Source organism: Wolbachia endosymbiont (group B) of Aricia artaxerxes (genome assembly GCF_964026975.1).
Classification (GTDB): Bacteria; Pseudomonadota; Alphaproteobacteria; order Rickettsiales; family Anaplasmataceae; genus Wolbachia.
Map to the genome: position 1 here is coordinate 1,211,100 of NZ_OZ034718.1, position 17,707 is coordinate 1,228,806.

Consider the following 17,707-nt stretch of genomic DNA (forward strand, 5'->3'; position numbering starts at 1 on the left):
TAGTGTTTTTTTATGGTTGTTTGAGTCTAGCAAAGATGAGTCTATATCACAATCTAGTAATTCTCCTACTGCACTTAGTAAACCAGCTGTACAACCAGCTATTTTGATCTGGATGAGAGGAGATATAATTTATAACCACTCCCCTATCCTTTCTAGTTGTTTGTAGATGTTAAATCTCAGGAATTTATCAAAATAAGGAGAGGCAATGAAGGGAGTAGTATCTCTTAAATAATTAGATAAGAAATCTGGTAGAATATTCTGAAATTCATGCATTTTTTGTCTATAATCTTTCAAAGCAATAACCTTTATTTTATCATAATCAAGTTTCCAATAAGCAAGCTCCGAGACTTCTTTTTTTGTTGTGTATTCCACTGCTAAAGCTTGTAAAATTAATTGCGGGAAAAATCCTGACATAACTTCCTCATTGGAAGGTGGTGAACCAAGTTTATAGTCTATAATTGCTACTTGCCCACCTGGTAGATACTCAACTCTATCACATCTTGCTGTCAATAAAATTTCTTCTGTCATTCGAGTATCTGACCAGCTCTTATTACACAATTGTCTGGTGTGTTCATTTGCAATCAAATTTTTTGGATCCAAGTAGTCAAGCACTGGGATGACACCCTTATTCTTAGTGGAAGTTGTACAGCATCCGCGCAGTTGTGTGTCACGCGCTGGAATATGAAATATCGGATAGGAAAAGCTCTTCTCCAACTCAACTTGATTGTTTCCAGTCCTATCAAGCTCAACAAAAGATTGAATTATCCTCTGCAACCTTACCCACCACATATTTGAAAAGTGGAATCGATTAGACGAGAATATTTCTCGTGCAATATTCATCAGCGACTTTTCGTTGCGTAAATATCTTGCAAGAATATTGTGTACCATAGTGCCAAACTCCAATATCGATGGCTTAAAATTTAAGTCTTTCAACTGTCTAAGGTTCAGTATGTATTCAACATAAAATGAATAAGGGTTACGAATCAGTTTTTCTACCGCACTGCAAGACATCACTTGCATTTTTGCTTGCCTCACTTCAGTTTTAGGTTTTGGCATAGGCTGAGTACATGGAACAATGCACTCAGGTGTATTTAATATTCTTAGCCAATTGCGATAAGGATATTTTGGTTCTTGTAACAGAACTTCCAAACGGCGCAATAGAATTGATTTTCTATCACTCACTAGCCTCGTAATATAAACCTTGCCGGCACCAAATAAATTGCGCAAAGTATACAAAAAGTACCCTTGCTCTTCTTGCACAGAAGGAAGGTTAAATTTTTCTCTATTCAGTGCACTCAAAAACGGATTCTGAAAATTTGGTATATCATTAAATCCAGCAAGTACTACAACCTTATTGTGATATAAGCTGAATTTATCTAAGTTATTTTCTGGAGAAAAAAACTTCCTTTTTAAAAATAATATCAGGATTTGGCTATATAACTCTAAGGAGCATTTTATTGCTACATCTTCACATGCATTTAAGAAATCACGAGTAAAATTACCTATTTCACCATTTAGCTCTAAAAAATTGATATTAGAAAGGACATTAACACACTGCAAATGAGCTGATGCCACATCAAAAATGGGATAATTTACAAGATACAGTAAAGGATTAAATATAATCTTTAACTTACTGATAATAATTAATATATCTTCTTTATGTCTTAGCTTTTTACAAGTATTAATAGCGTTAATAATATCCTTAAGACCATTTGTATTAAAGCTACGCAATACTTCTATCTCAAACTCAGATAAAATACGAGTGTACTCTTCTTGAGCGTAACCAAAAGTCACTAGCCTATGTTTAAGAAGAGAAAGCAATGCCACACCGTTCCATTTTGAGTTCAAAATCTCAATACTATAAAGCAGAAGCGTCACATAAGAATAGTTTTCCGATATGGTACACGCCATACGATCTGCAAGTAATTTATCAAAGACAAACAAAGAAGCGTTTTCATAACCTTCATTCTTTATAATTAGTGACGTCACTTGTGCTTCTTCCTCCCTTGAATCACAAGTGATGACTTCAATATTTTCAATTGATCCGCCACCAACTTCACTTAGATCAGCAGTTGTATCGAAGATATAATCAAGATATTCCTCAGGACTTCCTGTTATCCCAGCCCTTTCTTCTGTCATCCCAGTGCTTGACACTGGGATGACACCAGAACACGCTTCTGACAGAAAACTAACATCCCTTCTATCCACTTTTAAATAATCGAGTAAATCTTTCAGGCAATGTTGATAGTGTTTTTTATCAAGTGATTTCCAATCTTTTTCGTTCATTTTCAAATTCAGGTTAGGTAGAATTATCTTTCCAAATGGCAGGTCATATATAGCCTTAATCAATAACTTGTAGATTTCACCCTTTCCAATTCCAATAAAGATCATATGCTGATCTTTCTGCAGGAAGTTTATCATATTGTTTATGTAGTCATTCTTATGCTTTAGTATATCTATTACTCCCAAACCTTTTAAAGTTTTACTCCAAGTTTTGATAAGTAAATTTATGAAATTCCCTACTTTTTTTGAGTGCTCATCAAGTTGATAATCACCCTCTATTTGGGTATATTGAAGCAATGACGGCAAACTGTAAACCAGATCGATTGGAAAATTATCATTGTTTTTTTTATTCCACTCCAATATAAATTGAATGAGTAGCAGTGTTCTTTTTGTTGGGTTGATAACTTTAACTCTATCAAGATTTAATATTAAATCTTCTTCATCAATGTTTTCTAGTGAAACTATCTCTGGCAAAATTATAGTTCTGTAATTCTTGAATGCACTCAGCAATGCTATAACATCCCTCTTGCAGGGAAGTATGATCTTTATCTCGGGAATTTTTTCTCTTTCATATTCAGAAAATATGTGCTGAACCAGCACATCAAAAAGGGACTCATTCACATTAACAGTAAAAACTCTTCCCACTAACAGTAACAATTAATACAACACTTTTATTGTATAGAAATTATTTAAAATATAAATGTGCTCGCAGTTTCTTATGCTATGATATATTAAAGTCTTTCACAATATTACATGGCAAACATCAGAATAGAAGTTTTTAATAAATGTGAACAAGTTAGCCGCAGAAGGGTAGTTAATGTTTACTTGATTTACATAAGCAAAGAATTACCATCAAAATTACATGAAGAAATTTGTGGGCTATTTTATAATAAAGCCATACAAGACTGCCGTTATTATTCCTACAATGAAAACCTTGAAGAAGTTCAATATAACTTCATAGAATCACAAGCAAAGTGGGGCTTGGAGATAAGCTTTTTACCTGGCATGACCGATAACGTAGGAAACACGGCAAAACAAATTGTTAGAGAATATCTAATGAGCAAACGCCACATTGATGAAAGTGTTTCTATCAAGGCAAGAAGTTCAAAATTGATTCTAAGTCAAGGAGGTTTTCCAACCGAAGATGACATAAAACAGGAATTCAATCCTATTACTGAATATTGCACACTTTTCCATAAAGAAAACGGCAATTGCCATTGGAAGTATTACAGTAAACAAAATACCCCAGTTGGTGTCATTACAGCGCGTGACCAGGAAAAAAAAGAATGGATTCCAGTGTCAAGCACTGGGATGACACCAGGTAATAATGGAGCAAAATCTGTCAAACTCAATGTAAGTGACCAAGAGCTTGAAAAAATCAGCAGAGATGGAATCGATGGTAATGGCACTTTAGGGCTCTCGCTGGCAGCAATGAAAGCTATAAAGGATTACTTTAAAAAACTCGGTAGAAATCCATATGATATTGAACTTGAGTCTCTGGCACAGACTTGGTCTGAACATTGTAAACACAATATTTTTTGCTCCCCTATTGATGAAATAAAAGATGGTCTATATGCTCATTATATTAAGCGTGCAACGCGTGAGATAAATTCTAACATATGCGTGTCAGTTTTCTCCGACAACGCAGGAGGAATAATTTTTGATGACGATTACTTGATTGTAGATAAAGTTGAAACTCACAATAGTCCTTCAGCTCTCGATCCGTTCGGTGGAGCAATGACTGGAGTGCTTGGAGTTAATCGAGATATAGTCGGTTTTGGCAAAGGTGCAGAACCTATCATGAATACTTATTACTTTTGCTTTGCCAAAGAATCAAAAGGCAAACTTTATAGAGATAAAGAGCGTACTGATAAAATCTTACCACCAAAATATATAATGAAAGAAGTGATTCACGGTGTTAATGTTGCTGGTAATTGCTCCGGTATTCCAACGCAACTTGGATCGGTATACTTTGACGATAGATTCTGTGGAAAGCCATTAGTTTTTGTTGGAAGCATCGGAATTATTCCACGGAATATAAATAATGCACCTTCACACATAAAAGAACCCAAAAACGGTGATAAAATCGTAATTATTGGTGGAAGAGTTGGAAGGGACGGAATTCACGGTGCAACTTTTTCTTCAGAGGCATTGTCGGGAAACAGCCCTTCAACAATTGTGCAAATTGGTGATCCTATAACACAAAAAAAATTATCCAACGCCGTCGTAAAAGCAAGAGATCTTGGTCTTTATAATGCAATAACGGATAATGGAGCAGGCGGTCTATCATCGTCCATTGGTGAAATGGGAAAAGACGGATTTGAAGTTGATTTGAGCAAGGTTCTCCTTAAAAACGATGGTATGGCTCCGTGGGAAATATGGATATCAGAATCACAAGAGAGAATGACCTTAGCAGTGCCAGAAGAAAATCTTCCTGCGTTTAAGCAAATCATGAAAACACATGATGTGGAGGTCTGTGTAATTGGAGAATTCAACAAAAGTGGCAAAGCCGTTGTTAAATGTCCCCCAGGAGAAGTAATAATGGACATCGAAACTGAATTTCTGCATGACGGTAATCCCAAAGTGCATTTACAGACGAAACCGTGGTCTAAGGAGTCTGCTGTATCCTTTCCTGTCATCCCAGTGCTTGACACTGGGATCCAGCAGGTAAAGCCTGCAAACATTTTACGCCAAAACCCATACGATGGTAGAGCTGAGCGTGAAATGGATTCCAGTCTCAGCTACTTGCATGACACCTTTGAACTAAAAGAAATGCTAAGCAGACCAAACATACGCAGCAAAGAGTTTATAGTGGTGCAATATGACCATGAGGTTCAAGGATCGTCAATACTGAAACCACTGCAAGGCAAGGGAAGAGTGTGCAGCGAAGCTGTTGTCTCGAGGCCAGTCCTTTCTTCAAACAAAGGTGTTGTAAAATCGCAGGGATTTGGCTCAAGTTATGGAGAAATTGACACTTATCACATGGCAGCATGTGCGATTGACACTGCCATACGCAACTACGTAGCTGCAGGAGGAAATATAAATCATCTAGCGTTGCTCGATAATTTTTGCTGGTGTGATGCTTATAATCCAGAAAGATTGTGGCAACTAAAGAGAGCTGCAGAGGCTTGTTACGACTTTGCAACTGCATTTAAAACACCATTCATATCCGGAAAAGACAGTATGTTCAATGACTTCAAGGGATATGATGAAAATGGCGAGAAAGTGATGATATCTGCACCACCTTCACTACTCATTTCAGCAATTGGAATTATAGACAATATTGAAAATGCGGTATCGCTTGATGTGAAAATGCCAGGGGACTTGATATATGTGCTTGGTACAACCTACGATGAGCTTGGTAGATCTGAATATCAGTTATATAGTGGAATAGATAATAACAACGTGCCAAAAGTTAATGCAAAGAGCGCTAGGAAGTTGTATGAACGTTACAACCAGGCAATAAAAGATGGCATAATTGTCTCTGCAATTGCACCAAACTTAGGCGGCTTAATTATTGCTTTGGCAAAATCGCTAATTGCAGGAGACCTTGGTGCTGAAATTGATCTTTCACTAGTACCAATAGGAAAAACACAAAATACAGACATAATAAACAAGATAATAATGTTTTCTGAATCGCAAAGTAGAATATTAGTAACCATTGCCCCGCAAAATCAGCGGAAGTTTGAAGAATTGTTTAAAGGTATAGTTTTTTCATGTATTGGAAAAGTGACAGAGGAGAAAGCTCTCAATATAAAGGATATTATAAGAATAGATTTGAAAGACTTAGGTACTAGTTTAAATAACTTTTGATTACGCTAGACAAATTTTTCATTATGTGTAATGTCTGATTAAAATAAATGCATATTATTAAATTTGGGTAGGTGATTATGTCCATTTTATCAATACTCTTGCTTATCAGTCTTTCTTTACTTAACACTTCAAATAAATTAATGATATGTGCTGCCTTATTTGTGGGAGCTACTTTAGTTGTAAACTCAATGGTTGAGTTTTATGGTAGAAGCAAAGCTACTTACAGCTTAATAGTGTGTACAGTGATATGCTGTCTTTTTAAATTGCAAAATTTTAGTTTTATGATACTGGTTCTATATACTCCAATTTTAATCTCTCTTCTCTCAAGCATAGTTGTTTTTGAAGAATTAAAGTCGAAATTGAATTTTCATATGGCAAATTTCATCACTTTAATTATAGCATCGGTCATTGATAGTACGATTATTTGTGTTGGACTACTATACAAAATTTCTGCAGGTAAATGCTTATCAATATATATTAAAGATTTAATTTTCAAGTTTTCCTATGCATCGATATTGAGTATCTGCTTGTTTGTAGGAATGTATTTATTCTCCTTGGCAAGCAAGAAGTATTTTAAGGTTTCTGCATAACCCGTCTTCTGATATAGCCAAAATAGTTTAGATTTAACTATAACCGTCATTCCGCTATTTGTTAGCAGCTTGGCAGTATAATGTGAAAAGCTCTTATTCGGATAGCGGTTCTAAAATCAAAGTAATTGGAAACTGTTAACTTAAGTTATCCTTTAAGAGAGCTAGTACAATTTCTTACAGGTTTCATACATGATAAGAGTTTTATTTTTAGCTAAACCAATTGAAATAAGCTATAAAATCTGTTAAAGTCAGCTTTGTGCAAGCACCCTTAGCTCAGTTGGATTAGAGCATTTGACTACGGATCAAAAGGTCGGGCGTTCAAGTCGCTCAGGGTGCACCATATTTTATAGGAAATAGAGGTCATACTTGAAATTCATATATGTAATACCTATCTTTAAAGGTAAAATACTGAGCTATTATATATGAACAAAAAAGACTACTATGACCTGCTAGAAGTGAGCAGAAATGCTAGTACTGACGAGATAAAAAAAGCATATAAAAAACTAGCATTAAAATATCATCCTGACAGAAATCCTGGTAATAAGGAAGCAGAGGAAAAATTTAAAGAAGTAACAGCTGCATATGAAGTTCTATCTGACTCTGAAAAAAGAGCAGGTTATGATCGTTATGGTCACGATGGTGCTTCCGGTGGATTTGATTTCAGCCAAGCTGGAGGGGATTTTAGTGATATATTTAACGATTTTTTTGGTGGAGGATTCGGCGGCAGTACAAGTAGGTCAAGAACAAAAAGAAGTACAACAGGAGTATCTGGAGCAGATCTGCGCTACGACCTTAAAATTACCTTGGAAGATGCATTTAAAGGAATACAAGCACCTATACATTATGTGACAAATATAAAATGTAATACATGCCAAGGCACAGGTAGCGAAGGAGCAATCAAACCAGTTCAGTGCAACACATGCCAGGGAAGCGGTAGAATTAGAACTCAACAGGGCTTTTTTACCATTGAAAGAACGTGTACTACATGCTATGGGGAAGGAGAAATAATACAAAATAAATGTAAGAAATGCGGTGGAAGTGGGCGTAAAAGAGATGAAGTAAATATCTCCGTTTCAATTCCAAAAGGCATAGAAGAAGGAGCTAAGGTAAGGGTCAGTGGTAAAGGAGAAGCTGGAGCAAGAGGTGGAAAAAGCGGAGATTTATACGTATGTGTGAAAATAGCTACTCATCAGATCTTCACTCGCAATAGAGCAGATTTACACTGTAAAGTGCCTATAAGAATGACACTAGCAGTACTTGGTGGTGAAATCGATATTCAATCAATTGATGGAGCTAAAATAAAAGTAAAGGTCCCTGAAGGCACTCAAACTGGTACCAAACTACGTTGTAGGGAAAAGGGTATGCCATATATGAACTCACATGCTCGTGGTGATTTATACGTACAGGTAATAGTTGAGACTTTAAATCCAAAGAATTTAACCCAAAAGCAGATTGAGCTATTAAAAGCGCTTGAGGAAGAGGAACATGAAAGTGTAGAGCAGAAATCTGAAGGATTCTTTGGAAAAGTAAAAAAAAAATGAGAAATTTGCTAAATGATATAAAGAGGTAGCTGTCTACACTTAATTCTTTTTACCAATTTGAAAGCCTTCTCTTTTAGTGAAAAGATTTTTTTAAGTTATGCAAAAGTGATAAATTCCTTTATTTAAGGTCGAAGTTTTGCTATCCTCGCATTTTAATAATTTAAAATTAATGAACATAAACAAAAATGAGTTTTTATTTCTTCCTCTTGGAGGAGTAGGAAGAATTGGGATGAACGTTAGCCTATATCATTATCAAGGCAAGTGGATTATGATCGACCTTGGTATCGGTTTTGCAGATGAAACTATGCCAGGTGTTGAGCTACTCATTGCTGATGTAGATTTTATTGCTCAAAGAAAAAAAGATTTGCTTGGAATAATAATTACACATGCACATGAAGATCACTGTGGTGCAGTGCCTCATCTGTGGGAAGATTTGCAATGTCCCATATATACAACAAAGTTTACAGTTAATTTTCTCAAGGAGAAACTAAAGGAGTTTCGATTGGAAGGTGTGGTACCTGTGAAAGAGGTAGACATAAATGGCAGCATAAATTTGGGTCCTTTTACCGTTGAGTTTATAAATGTAACTCACTCAATTCCTGAGGCAAATTCAATATTAATTAGCACTGAAGCAGGTAGTGCACTTCATACTGGGGACTGGAAATTTGATCCAAAACCTGTTGTTGGATTAATTTCTAATATAGAGCGTTTAAAAGAAATTGGCGATAAAGGTGATCTACTTGCAGCAATTTGTGATTCAACAAACATACTGAGCAAACACGACCCTGAATCAGAAAGTGAAATTTATGATAATATTTACAATATAATAAAGCGGTCTAAAAAATTGGTTGCTGTCTCGCTATTTGCCTCGAATGTGGCGCGAATTGAAACAATAAGCCAAGCTGCAAAAGCACTAAATAGAAAAGTGGTTTTACTTGGCAGATCTTTATGGAGAATAGTGAAAGTTGCTCAGGATAGTGGTTATTTAACTGATTCTCCTGAGTTTCTAGAAGCAAAGGAGGCAGTAAATTTTCCAAGGGAAAAGCTGGTGCTACTTTGCACAGGTTGTCAAGGTGAGCCACTGGCAGCTACCGCAAGACTTGCCTCTAAGAGTCATCAAGCATTTAAAATGCAGCAAGGTGATACCATGATCTTTTCATCAAAAATCATTCCTGGCAATGAAACTCGTGCACATAACACGCTCAATGCCTTTATTGAGATGGGAGTGGAAGTTATTACTGAAAAAACAGAGAATGTTCATGCTTCCGGGCATCCAGTAAAAGCAGAGCTAAGGGAAATGTATTCTTTGATAAAACCTAAGATGTCTATTCCGGTTCATGGTGAGTATATTCATACGGATGCACATGTAAAGTTTGCTAAAGAGTGCGGTGTGAAAAAAGCAATAATGATTGCACCAGGTGATATTGTTAATTTGGAAAATGGGGAAAAAGTTAGCTCCATTGATGTCGACTACTTTGGTATTGATGGTATGTTACTCCGTCATCCAGAATGCAGCGTTATAAAAATGCGTGAGAGAATGAGAGATGCCGGAGCTATCGTAGTGACAGCAGTTGTAAACAAGAAAAATAAACTGCTTGCTAAGCCAAAAGTATTTGCACCTGGTGTTTTCGAAGCGCAAAAAGATGCAGCCATTATGCAAAAGATCATAAAGAAGGTTGAGTCAGCATTTGACTCACAGCCGATAAAAAAAATAAGAAATAAGATTGAAAGTTCAATATTTAGTATCTTAAAGGAATATTTACTAAAAAGACCTATAATTGAAGTCCAAATAGAACAGGTATAGAAATATACCTCTTTTTATTAACCATTATTTGAGTAAGAAGTTAACAATGTATTCTTTGATGTTATTTCAGCATGCAATACTGGAATCCGTAAAAAAAAATCAGTGTCAGATCACACAACTATACAAACATTGTGATTTGAATCTACCAGAAGGGTGCCATCTCAACGCCCAGGCAAACATTGTAGTTTTAGAGCAATCTCCACCAGTAGAGTGTCATCCCAGTGCTCTGACACTGGAATCCAGTTTTTCATGCAACCTTGTCAAAGACGTTTATTTTAGAATAAAACAGCTACTTTTATGCTTGCCACCTCAGTGCACTTACTTGCAGTCAAATTTCTGGATTCCAGTGTCAAGTACTGCAGAAATTGATTTACTCTACTGTCATGCAGTTTAACTTCAAAAGTAAGCTATTTGCTGAGATGAAAGGAGGTAATGCAAGAAATCTAATGAAGCTATTCGTTCAACTGGTGTTATTTATTTCGTTATTTATTCCTTATTCCACAAAAGCTGTTTTATATGTTGATATAAAAAAAAGCAATATTGGTAATATTGATCTTGTTGTATCTAAATGTGCATGCAAGACAGAAGTGGAAAATGAGCTAAGTGAAAGCATCACAAAAGTAATTGAAACAAATCTATCTAATTGTGGCTTATTTAATGTGAAACGTGACGCGAAAGTTGAGTCTTGGAAAAGCGATACTGTAGTCACAATAAGTTTAAGTGAAGTATCAAACAGAAATTTAGAGCTATCTTTTCGTTTATCTGACAGCTTTACAAACAGAGAATTGCTTACTCAGTCGGTTGTTTTTCTAGCAAAAGACTGGAGGAAAATTAGTCATCTTGTTTCAGATCTGATACATGATAGATTGATTGGTGAGAAAGGGCATTTCAATACAAAAATTACATATATCGCTGAAGAAAAAGATAGCAATTACAAATCCGTCCGTAAAATTGCTGTGATGAATCAAGATGGAAGTAATATAAAGTACTTAACAAATGGTGAGAAATTTGTGTCAACACCAAGATTTTCACCAAATGGAAAGGGTATTGTTTATATATCATACACAAATGGTAAAAGTTATATAATATTAAAAAATTTAAAAGATAACACTGAATCAATAATCAGCGCATTTGAAGGAGTTATTTCTGCACCAAGATTTTCTCCTGATGGTAAATCTCTTTTTATTTCCCACTCATTGAGTGGTGAAACAAATATATTATCTCTAGACTTAAGCAGTAAACGAACAAAAAAAATTACTAAAGGTTCAGCTATAAGTACTTCTCCCTCTTTGTCTCCAGATCAAAAGTACATGGTTTTTAGTTCTGATATAAGTGGAAGTCAGCAACTATATATCATAGATTTCACTAAAAAAAGCAAAAAACCCAAGAGAATTAGTTTTGGAAATGGAAGATATGCTACACCTGTTTGGTCGCCAAAAGGCGATCTGATAGCTTTTACAAAAATTCAGTCAGGAAAATTTTACATAGGAGTTATGAAGCCAGATGGCAAAGAAGAGCGCTTGCTTTCAGAGGGACATAAAATTGAATCTCCGGCATGGCTACCAAATGGCAGAGAAATTATCTTTACTAACGCAGAATCACCAAGCAACTCTAAATTATATTTAGTAGATTTAGTAAAGAAAAATCAAAAAATGGTTTTTACTCCAACGAATGCTTCTTTACCAGATTGGTCTTATTTTTGAAAGTAGATCTATAAAATCGGTATAAATCTTGCTTTATCTTAATCGTTTATAACCTTCGGTACTACGAAATACCCATGCTCTGATTTTGTATTGGATAATATTTCTTCTTTAATGTTTTGAGAATTTATAATATCATCGCGTACATGAATATCCTTATCTATAGTTCCATAACGCATAGGAGAAACACCTTCAGTATTAACTTTCAACAAAGTATCATGTATCCAATCCAGCATTGTCAGTTCTTTTGAGTAGTATTGAATCTCATCATCGGATAACTTAATCCTCACAAGCTGTGCAGTTTTAAGCATTTCTTCCTTAGTAATTGTTATTTTTCTCTTATTTGCAAATTCTATTAACGAAGTGATAACATCTTCTGTTGATCTAGCTGGCACTTTTACCTCCTTGCATAAAGCAAATTAAAATATTTGCAATTGAAACAACCTCTATCTTATCATTTTTTTCAAATTTGTGAAATACGGTGTCCGTAATTACTAATTTATCCAGAGAAGAGGAAGAGATTTTCTCAACTGCATTTCCTGAAAGTATTCCATGTGTAATGCACGAAACTACAGACTTTGCTCCTCGATTTTTTAAAGCAAGAGCTGCATTACATAATGTTCCGCCAGAGTCAACTATATCATCAACAATGACGCAATTTTTGTTTGCAACTTCTCCGATTACATTCATTACCTCAGATGTACCTGCTTTTTCTCTATATTTATCTACTACAACAATATCATTATCCAACTTGTGTTTTTCCTCTAAAATCTTTGCAAAAGCACGAGCTCTGCCAATTGCTCCAACATCAGGCGCAACTATTGCCAAGTTTTCCTTGTATATAGAGTTAACAAATACTTCAAAACAGCTTAGATTAGTAACTGGTATATCAAAAAAACCTTCAATTTGACTTGAATGCAAATCAATAGCAGCAACACTGTTTGCACCAGCTATTTGAATAAGATTTGCAGTTAATTTAGCACTTAAAGCAGATTGCATATTATTGTTTTTAATAACCCTATCCTGCCTACTGTATCCGTAATAAGGAATAATAGCTGTTATTCTCTTGGCTCCAGATCTCTTTGCTGCATCAATTGTAAGCAGAAGCTCTATAAGGTTATCATTTACAGGGGAAGAAAGAGATTGTACTATATATACTTCTTGATTACGTAGATCATTTGCTACTTCTACATTTACCTCACCATCGGCAAATCTTGACACCTGATTGGGGAATAGCTGAGCATTTAGCCCACTTGCTATTGAATCTCCTAATCGTTTACTAGCGCTACCTATTATTACCTTCATATATACCAATTAAGTTTTGAAAATTATACAGAAACCATGGAACGATTAAAACTTTATTCTTGCCGCCAAGTGGATCATAGAAACGAAAAAGTTACTCGAAACATTTCACCAGCTTTCTTATCATAATAACGGTATTGGCTGAGTTCATTAAGTAATTTTATGCGCAGCGTAATGACAAAAAGTGTTATTCACAAACACATTTTACTACATAATCAGCGCTAATATTAAAATGCTTATAAAGAGCTTCATAAGGTGCTGATTCTCCAAAATTTTTCATGCCAATAAATATACCGTTTGAACCTATATATTTATGCCAACCCACTTCACTTCCAGCTTCAATTGCAACTTTGATGCTGTCATTATTTAATACTACCCCTTTATATTCATCACTTTGCTCGTCAAAAAGCCTCCAACACGGCATAGAAATGACCCTTGTACCTACACCTTTTTCCTGTAATTTTTCTCTTGCCTCAACTGCAATTTCAACTTCAGATCCGGTAGCAAATATCGTCACTTCTAGCTTTCCTGAATATTCGCATAGTATATATGCACCAAATTTTGATAGGTTGGCCAATTGGTCAGTATAAGAGTGCATGTAATTAATATTTTGCCTTGAAAGTGCAAATAACGATGGAGATTCTTTTTTTTCCAATGCAATGCTAATGCACTCCAAAGTTTCAATTGCATCTGCTGGCCTAAAAACATACAGATTTGGTATAGCTCTCAGAGAAGCTAAATGCTCTATTGGCTGGTGAGTTGGACCATCCTCCCCTACTCCAATTGAGTCATGAGTCATTACATATATAACCTGCTGTTTCATCAAAGCTGCAAGACGTATAGCAGGGCGGCAGTAATCGGAAAATACTAAAAAAGTTCCACCATAAGGAATAATTCCACCATGAAGAGCCATACCATTCATACAAGCTGCCATAGCGTGCTCTCTCACTCCATAGTGGACATAAGAGCCACCATAATCATTACTATCTATTGCCTGCATGTGCTTATATTTAGTACAATTTGAACCGGTAAGATCAGCAGAGCCACCAATTAGTTCTGGCATAGACTTAGTCAATATTTCCATTACTTTGCCGAAAGAAGATCGAGTAGCTTCGTTTGGCATGAGCTCACATATTTGTTTCTTCAGGTTAGCCAAATCACTCTCGATGTTATTCGGCAAACGTTTCTCAAGTCTTCTTTGTAGTTCTTCATTGATCAAGGATGTATAGTTTTGTTTTGCCCTCTTAACTGTTTCCATCCAAGCGTTTTTCACATCTTCTGGTACATAAAATGGTTCATAGTTCCAATTCAATTTTTCTCTCATCTGTTTTACATCTTCCTCTGTAAAGGCACCACTATGAGCAGAAGATGTGCCAGCACGGCTCGAAAATTTTCCGATAATAGTTTTGCAACAGATTAGTGTAGGTTTATCAGACTTTTGTGCCTGCTCTATTGCAAGGGATATAGCATCAAAGTCATGCCCATCGATTTTGTCAACATTCCATCCATACGCTGAAAAACGCTTTTCTACATCATCAGAACAAGAGAGGCTAGTAGAGCCGTCTATAGAGATGTCATTGTCGTCAAAAAGTGCTATCAGCTTATTTAATTTAAGATGCCCAGCAAGGGACGCTGCTTCATGGCTTATACCTTCCATAAGACAGCCATCTCCTAGCATTACATAAGTGTAGTGACTGATTTCAAACTGCTTTTCAAGAATCGATTCAGCAAGTGCCATGCCAACAGCAGTGGCAAATCCTTGACCAAGCGGGCCTGTTGTTGCTTCTATACCAGAAGTTAAGCCAAATTCTGGGTGACCTGGAGTTTTTGATGTAAGTTGCCTGAAGTTTTTTAGTTCATCTATACTAATGTAGCCTGTCAGATATAATATAGAGTATTGCAACATTGAACCGTGACCATTTGATAAGACGAAACGATCTCTACTGATCCATTGAGAATCATCAGGGTTATGATTTAGGTATTTAGCAAATAATACAGTGGCAACATCTGCCATGCCAAGTGGCATACCTGGATGTCCAGAATTTGCTTTTTGTACTGCATCAATTGATAAAAAGCGGACAGCATTTGCCATGGATTTTAGTAGTAGATGATTCATGTATTAATAGGAAAACTTAAAAGTGAAGTATACTATATCATAGTGGCAAAAACAAGTTGACACTTAATGTTAAAATCATTAATAATTTATAGTTAGATTGTGAGAATTTTTGTATGACAACTGTTATCAATAGAAAGTATAGAATCAGTCGCAGGCTTGGTGTAAACTTATGGGGTAGAGCAAAAGATTCGGTCAATAAAAGAAAATACCCTCCAGGTCAGCATGGTATTCTTGGATTTAAGAAGTTATCTGATTTTGGTAAGCAGTTTGCTGCACATAAAAAATTTAAGTTCTACTATGCAATTTCAAGTAAGCAGCTTAGACGTACATTTTTAGATGCCTACAAAAGAAAGGGTTATACGGCTGATAATTTTATTGGTGCCTTAGAATCAAGGTTAAGCTCTGTTTTATATCACTCTGGTTTTGTGCCAACAATTTACTCGGCAAAACAGCTTATATCTCATAAACATGTTACAGTTAATGATAAGGTGGTTAACATATCAAGTTATAGAGTGAAGCCTGGTGATATAGTAAAAATAAGGGAAAGAGCAGCAAAAATTCCTATATTAATAGAGGCTGAACAAAAACAAGAACGTAAGGCTCCAGATTATTTAGAGGCAGATAGCAAAGCACTTTCAGTGAAGTATTTGAGAGCGCCTCAATATTCCGAAGTCCCCTATTCAGCAGACATGGAAGTCAATTTAGTAGTAGAATTTTACTCTAGATAAACAACATAAGGCCCGTGTGGCGGAATCGGTAGACGCAGCGGACTTAAAATCCGTGGGTTTTGCGACCTTGGGAGTTCAAGTCTCCCCATGGGCACCAGTTTAATTTATCAAAAAAGTATGAAATGGCTTGATATAGAAGATATTGCAGAAGCTCTAGAAGAGAAGTTTCCCAATAAGGATATAATTAGTATTAGATTCACTGAACTTAAGAAAAAGATCTTGGGTTTGAAGGAGTTTGATGATGATGAAAAGTATTGTAATGAAAAAATATTAGAGGCCATTCAAGCAGCTTGGATTGCAGAAAGATCTTAAAAAACAGATAGCTATAAGAAAATTACTGCATACAGTAAAAAGATAATCTTCTTGGAAATACTATACTTTACTCGAATTTTAATTAGCTTCATAATAATTTAATAAATTACAATTAAAAATGATTACAAGTTAGGCAAAAATATACAAATACTGCTTTTTATGTGTTATGTTAAGCCTACCGGATAATAAAATTTGATTTGTGAGGTTGTTATGTTTAAAATATACCAATATTGTATATCTTCTAGGTTACTAAACATTTGTTTAATGTTGTCTACAATTGTGTTATTAACCGGTTGTTTTGCAACAATTCTTTCGGGTTCTACACAAGAGATTAAAATGAAAGTAGTAGATGATAACGATAACTTAGTAGAAAAAGTCAAATGTGTCATACGTGACCCATCTGGAACGAATCATTCTCTCACATCTAACCCTGGAAGGCTTTGTTGCATAGCTAGTGTTGGTTGAGGTTATTGTAAGAAGAAAAGCTTTTTAATATATGGCTACTAACGAATTTTGTTGTAAAATAGGCATTTTTCAAACAAGTACAACTTATGCCACAAAAAATGAGAGTAAGTAACCAAAGAGAATATAACGAGTTTCTCAAAAAAAGAGGAAATGTTTTTCATTTTGTTAATCAAGCCATAGAAAATTGGTATGAAAATAGTCCAAAAGTTGCAGGTGGCAATAACACTTATAGTGATAAAGTTGTAATTTTAATACACATAATAGTTCATCTTTTTAGAATTGGCTTGAGACAAGCTGTAGGTTTTGTAAAAGGTTATATGGTACAAATAGGCAAAAAACTTAAGATTATCAGCTATACACAAGCTTCCAGAAGATTTAAAAAGCTTAATTTGAAGATTGATGACCATAGAAGCAATAAAGATGATCTGGAAAATGTTGAAATTGCCGTAGATAGCACTAGAGTTAGTATCTACAATAATAACGGTGGGCATAGTAAGCTTAATATTCGAAAAAGAAAATACAGTGGTTATGGTCAAGTAAGAAAATTACATGTTGTTTTAAACATAAATGATAAGAAAGCAATAAGCATGAACTACACTAGTGGTGTTGCTGTAGACTATTTGCCGGTCTGCGATATGTTAGAAGAAGTCAGTGATAAATATAACATTTGTTCTATTCGAGCAGATGCGGCTTATGATATAAAAAGTGTGTATAAAGAATGCAGAAAATACAATATTGTGCCTATTATTCGCCCTAGGAAGGATACTAAAATTTGTTTAGCTGACTACTTATCAGAAAGAAACAAGTATATTAGTAGAATTAGGTCATATGAGAATTATGAAGATGGTATTAATGAATGGAAGAAAAAAGTTAAGTATGGAGCACGGTCTTATATTGAAGTCTTTTTCTATAGGTTGAAGCAAATATTTGGGTTTGGCTTGAAAAATAAATCAGAGGTAAATCGTGAAAAAGAGCTGTTAATTAAGTGCTACTTATTGAACAAATTTACTGATATAGGTATGGCTGAATTTAAATTAGCTGCGTAAATTCACT

12 protein-coding genes and 2 tRNA genes are annotated in these 17,707 nt (G+C 35.2%); 10 read left to right on the forward strand and 4 right to left on the reverse strand.

What is annotated here, in order from left to right; translation table 11 throughout:
* Window positions 1–129: 129 nt before the first annotated feature.
* Window positions 130–2,928 carry a PD-(D/E)XK nuclease family protein gene (locus tag AAGE00_RS05500; RefSeq protein WP_179943890.1) on the reverse strand — a complete coding sequence of 933 codons (2,799 nt, stop codon included), beginning with the start codon at window positions 2,926–2,928 and terminating at the stop codon, window positions 130–132.
* 108 nt (window positions 2,929–3,036) lie between these two features.
* On the opposite strand from AAGE00_RS05500, the gene AAGE00_RS05505 reads away from it, so the two are divergent.
* The 5 genes from AAGE00_RS05505 (at window position 3,037) to AAGE00_RS05525 (ending at window position 11,734) form a co-directional block, all read left to right on the forward strand.
* The gene (locus tag AAGE00_RS05505; protein WP_007302652.1) at window positions 3,037–6,096 is read left to right on the forward strand and encodes a phosphoribosylformylglycinamidine synthase subunit PurL; all 3,060 of its coding nucleotides are present in this window, start codon (window positions 3,037–3,039) and stop codon (window positions 6,094–6,096) included.
* 852 nt (window positions 6,097–6,948) lie between these two features.
* Window positions 6,949–7,026 (forward strand) — tRNA-Arg (locus tag AAGE00_RS05510).
* Between the two features lie 82 nt (window positions 7,027–7,108).
* Window positions 7,109–8,227 carry a molecular chaperone DnaJ gene (gene dnaJ, locus AAGE00_RS05515; protein ID WP_012481762.1) on the forward strand — a complete coding sequence of 373 codons (1,119 nt, stop codon included), beginning with the start codon at window positions 7,109–7,111 and terminating at the stop codon, window positions 8,225–8,227.
* Window positions 8,228–8,396: 169 nt separating this feature from the next.
* Window positions 8,397–10,031 carry a ribonuclease J gene (locus tag AAGE00_RS05520; protein ID WP_012481763.1) on the forward strand — a complete coding sequence of 545 codons (1,635 nt, stop codon included), beginning with the start codon at window positions 8,397–8,399 and terminating at the stop codon, window positions 10,029–10,031.
* A gap of 446 nt (window positions 10,032–10,477) precedes the next feature.
* Complete coding sequence (locus AAGE00_RS05525; protein WP_012481764.1) at window positions 10,478–11,734, forward strand: Tol-Pal system protein TolB; 1,257 nt, start codon at window positions 10,478–10,480, stop codon at window positions 11,732–11,734.
* Between the two features lie 38 nt (window positions 11,735–11,772).
* On the opposite strand, the gene gatC is transcribed toward AAGE00_RS05525, so the two are convergent.
* From gatC to tkt, 3 genes are all read right to left on the reverse strand, one after another.
* Window positions 11,773–12,126 carry an Asp-tRNA(Asn)/Glu-tRNA(Gln) amidotransferase subunit GatC gene (gatC, locus tag AAGE00_RS05530; protein ID WP_007302647.1) on the reverse strand — a complete coding sequence of 118 codons (354 nt, stop codon included), beginning with the start codon at window positions 12,124–12,126 and terminating at the stop codon, window positions 11,773–11,775.
* The gene (locus tag AAGE00_RS05535; protein WP_341815193.1) at window positions 12,116–13,036 is read right to left on the reverse strand and encodes a ribose-phosphate diphosphokinase; all 921 of its coding nucleotides are present in this window, start codon (window positions 13,034–13,036) and stop codon (window positions 12,116–12,118) included. Before AAGE00_RS05535 ends, gatC begins: the two co-directional genes overlap by 11 nt.
* Before the next feature lie 184 nt (window positions 13,037–13,220).
* Window positions 13,221–15,149: a transketolase gene (gene tkt, locus AAGE00_RS05540; RefSeq protein ID WP_341815194.1), complete on the reverse strand. Its 1,929-nt coding sequence runs from the start codon at window positions 15,147–15,149 to the stop codon at window positions 13,221–13,223.
* A 113-nt stretch (window positions 15,150–15,262) separates the two neighbouring features.
* On the opposite strand from tkt, the gene rpsD reads away from it, so the two are divergent.
* From rpsD to AAGE00_RS05565, 5 genes are all read left to right on the forward strand, one after another.
* A complete protein-coding gene (gene rpsD / locus AAGE00_RS05545; RefSeq protein ID WP_006012690.1) occupies window positions 15,263–15,877 on the forward strand; it encodes a 30S ribosomal protein S4 in 615 nt (204 codons plus the stop codon).
* Window positions 15,878–15,887: 10 nt separating this feature from the next.
* Window positions 15,888–15,974 (forward strand) — tRNA-Leu (locus tag AAGE00_RS05550).
* A gap of 20 nt (window positions 15,975–15,994) precedes the next feature.
* Window positions 15,995–16,189, forward strand: coding sequence for a Fe-S cluster assembly protein IscX (gene iscX / locus AAGE00_RS05555; RefSeq protein WP_026097274.1), 195 nt, complete (start codon window positions 15,995–15,997; stop codon window positions 16,187–16,189).
* Window positions 16,190–16,399: 210 nt separating this feature from the next.
* Entirely contained in the window at window positions 16,400–16,654 is a 255-nt protein-coding gene (locus AAGE00_RS05560) for a hypothetical protein (RefSeq protein ID WP_341815195.1), read from the forward strand.
* An 86-nt stretch (window positions 16,655–16,740) separates the two neighbouring features.
* Complete coding sequence (locus tag AAGE00_RS05565; protein WP_341815149.1) at window positions 16,741–17,700, forward strand: IS5 family transposase; 960 nt, start codon at window positions 16,741–16,743, stop codon at window positions 17,698–17,700.
* Window positions 17,701–17,707: the final 7 nt, after the last annotated feature.

What these genes read in the sequence shown, in the direction of transcription:
- rpsD (WP_006012690.1), top strand. Translation starts at nt 15,263, where the DNA reads ATGACAACTGTTATCAATAGAAAGTATAGAATCAGTCGCAGGCTTGGT.
- AAGE00_RS05525 (WP_012481764.1), top strand. Translation starts at nt 10,478, where the DNA reads ATGAAGCTATTCGTTCAACTGGTGTTATTTATTTCGTTATTTATTCCT.
- AAGE00_RS05565 (WP_341815149.1), top strand. Translation starts at nt 16,741, where the DNA reads ATGCCACAAAAAATGAGAGTAAGTAACCAAAGAGAATATAACGAGTTT.
- tkt (WP_341815194.1), bottom strand. Translation starts at nt 15,149, where the DNA reads ATGAATCATCTACTACTAAAATCCATGGCAAATGCTGTCCGCTTTTTA.
- AAGE00_RS05560 (WP_341815195.1), top strand. Translation starts at nt 16,400, where the DNA reads ATGTTTAAAATATACCAATATTGTATATCTTCTAGGTTACTAAACATT.
- dnaJ (WP_012481762.1), top strand. Translation starts at nt 7,109, where the DNA reads ATGAACAAAAAAGACTACTATGACCTGCTAGAAGTGAGCAGAAATGCT.
- AAGE00_RS05505 (WP_007302652.1), top strand. Translation starts at nt 3,037, where the DNA reads ATGGCAAACATCAGAATAGAAGTTTTTAATAAATGTGAACAAGTTAGC.
- AAGE00_RS05520 (WP_012481763.1), top strand. Translation starts at nt 8,397, where the DNA reads ATGAACATAAACAAAAATGAGTTTTTATTTCTTCCTCTTGGAGGAGTA.
- AAGE00_RS05535 (WP_341815193.1), bottom strand. Translation starts at nt 13,036, where the DNA reads ATGAAGGTAATAATAGGTAGCGCTAGTAAACGATTAGGAGATTCAATA.
- iscX (WP_026097274.1), top strand. Translation starts at nt 15,995, where the DNA reads ATGAAATGGCTTGATATAGAAGATATTGCAGAAGCTCTAGAAGAGAAG.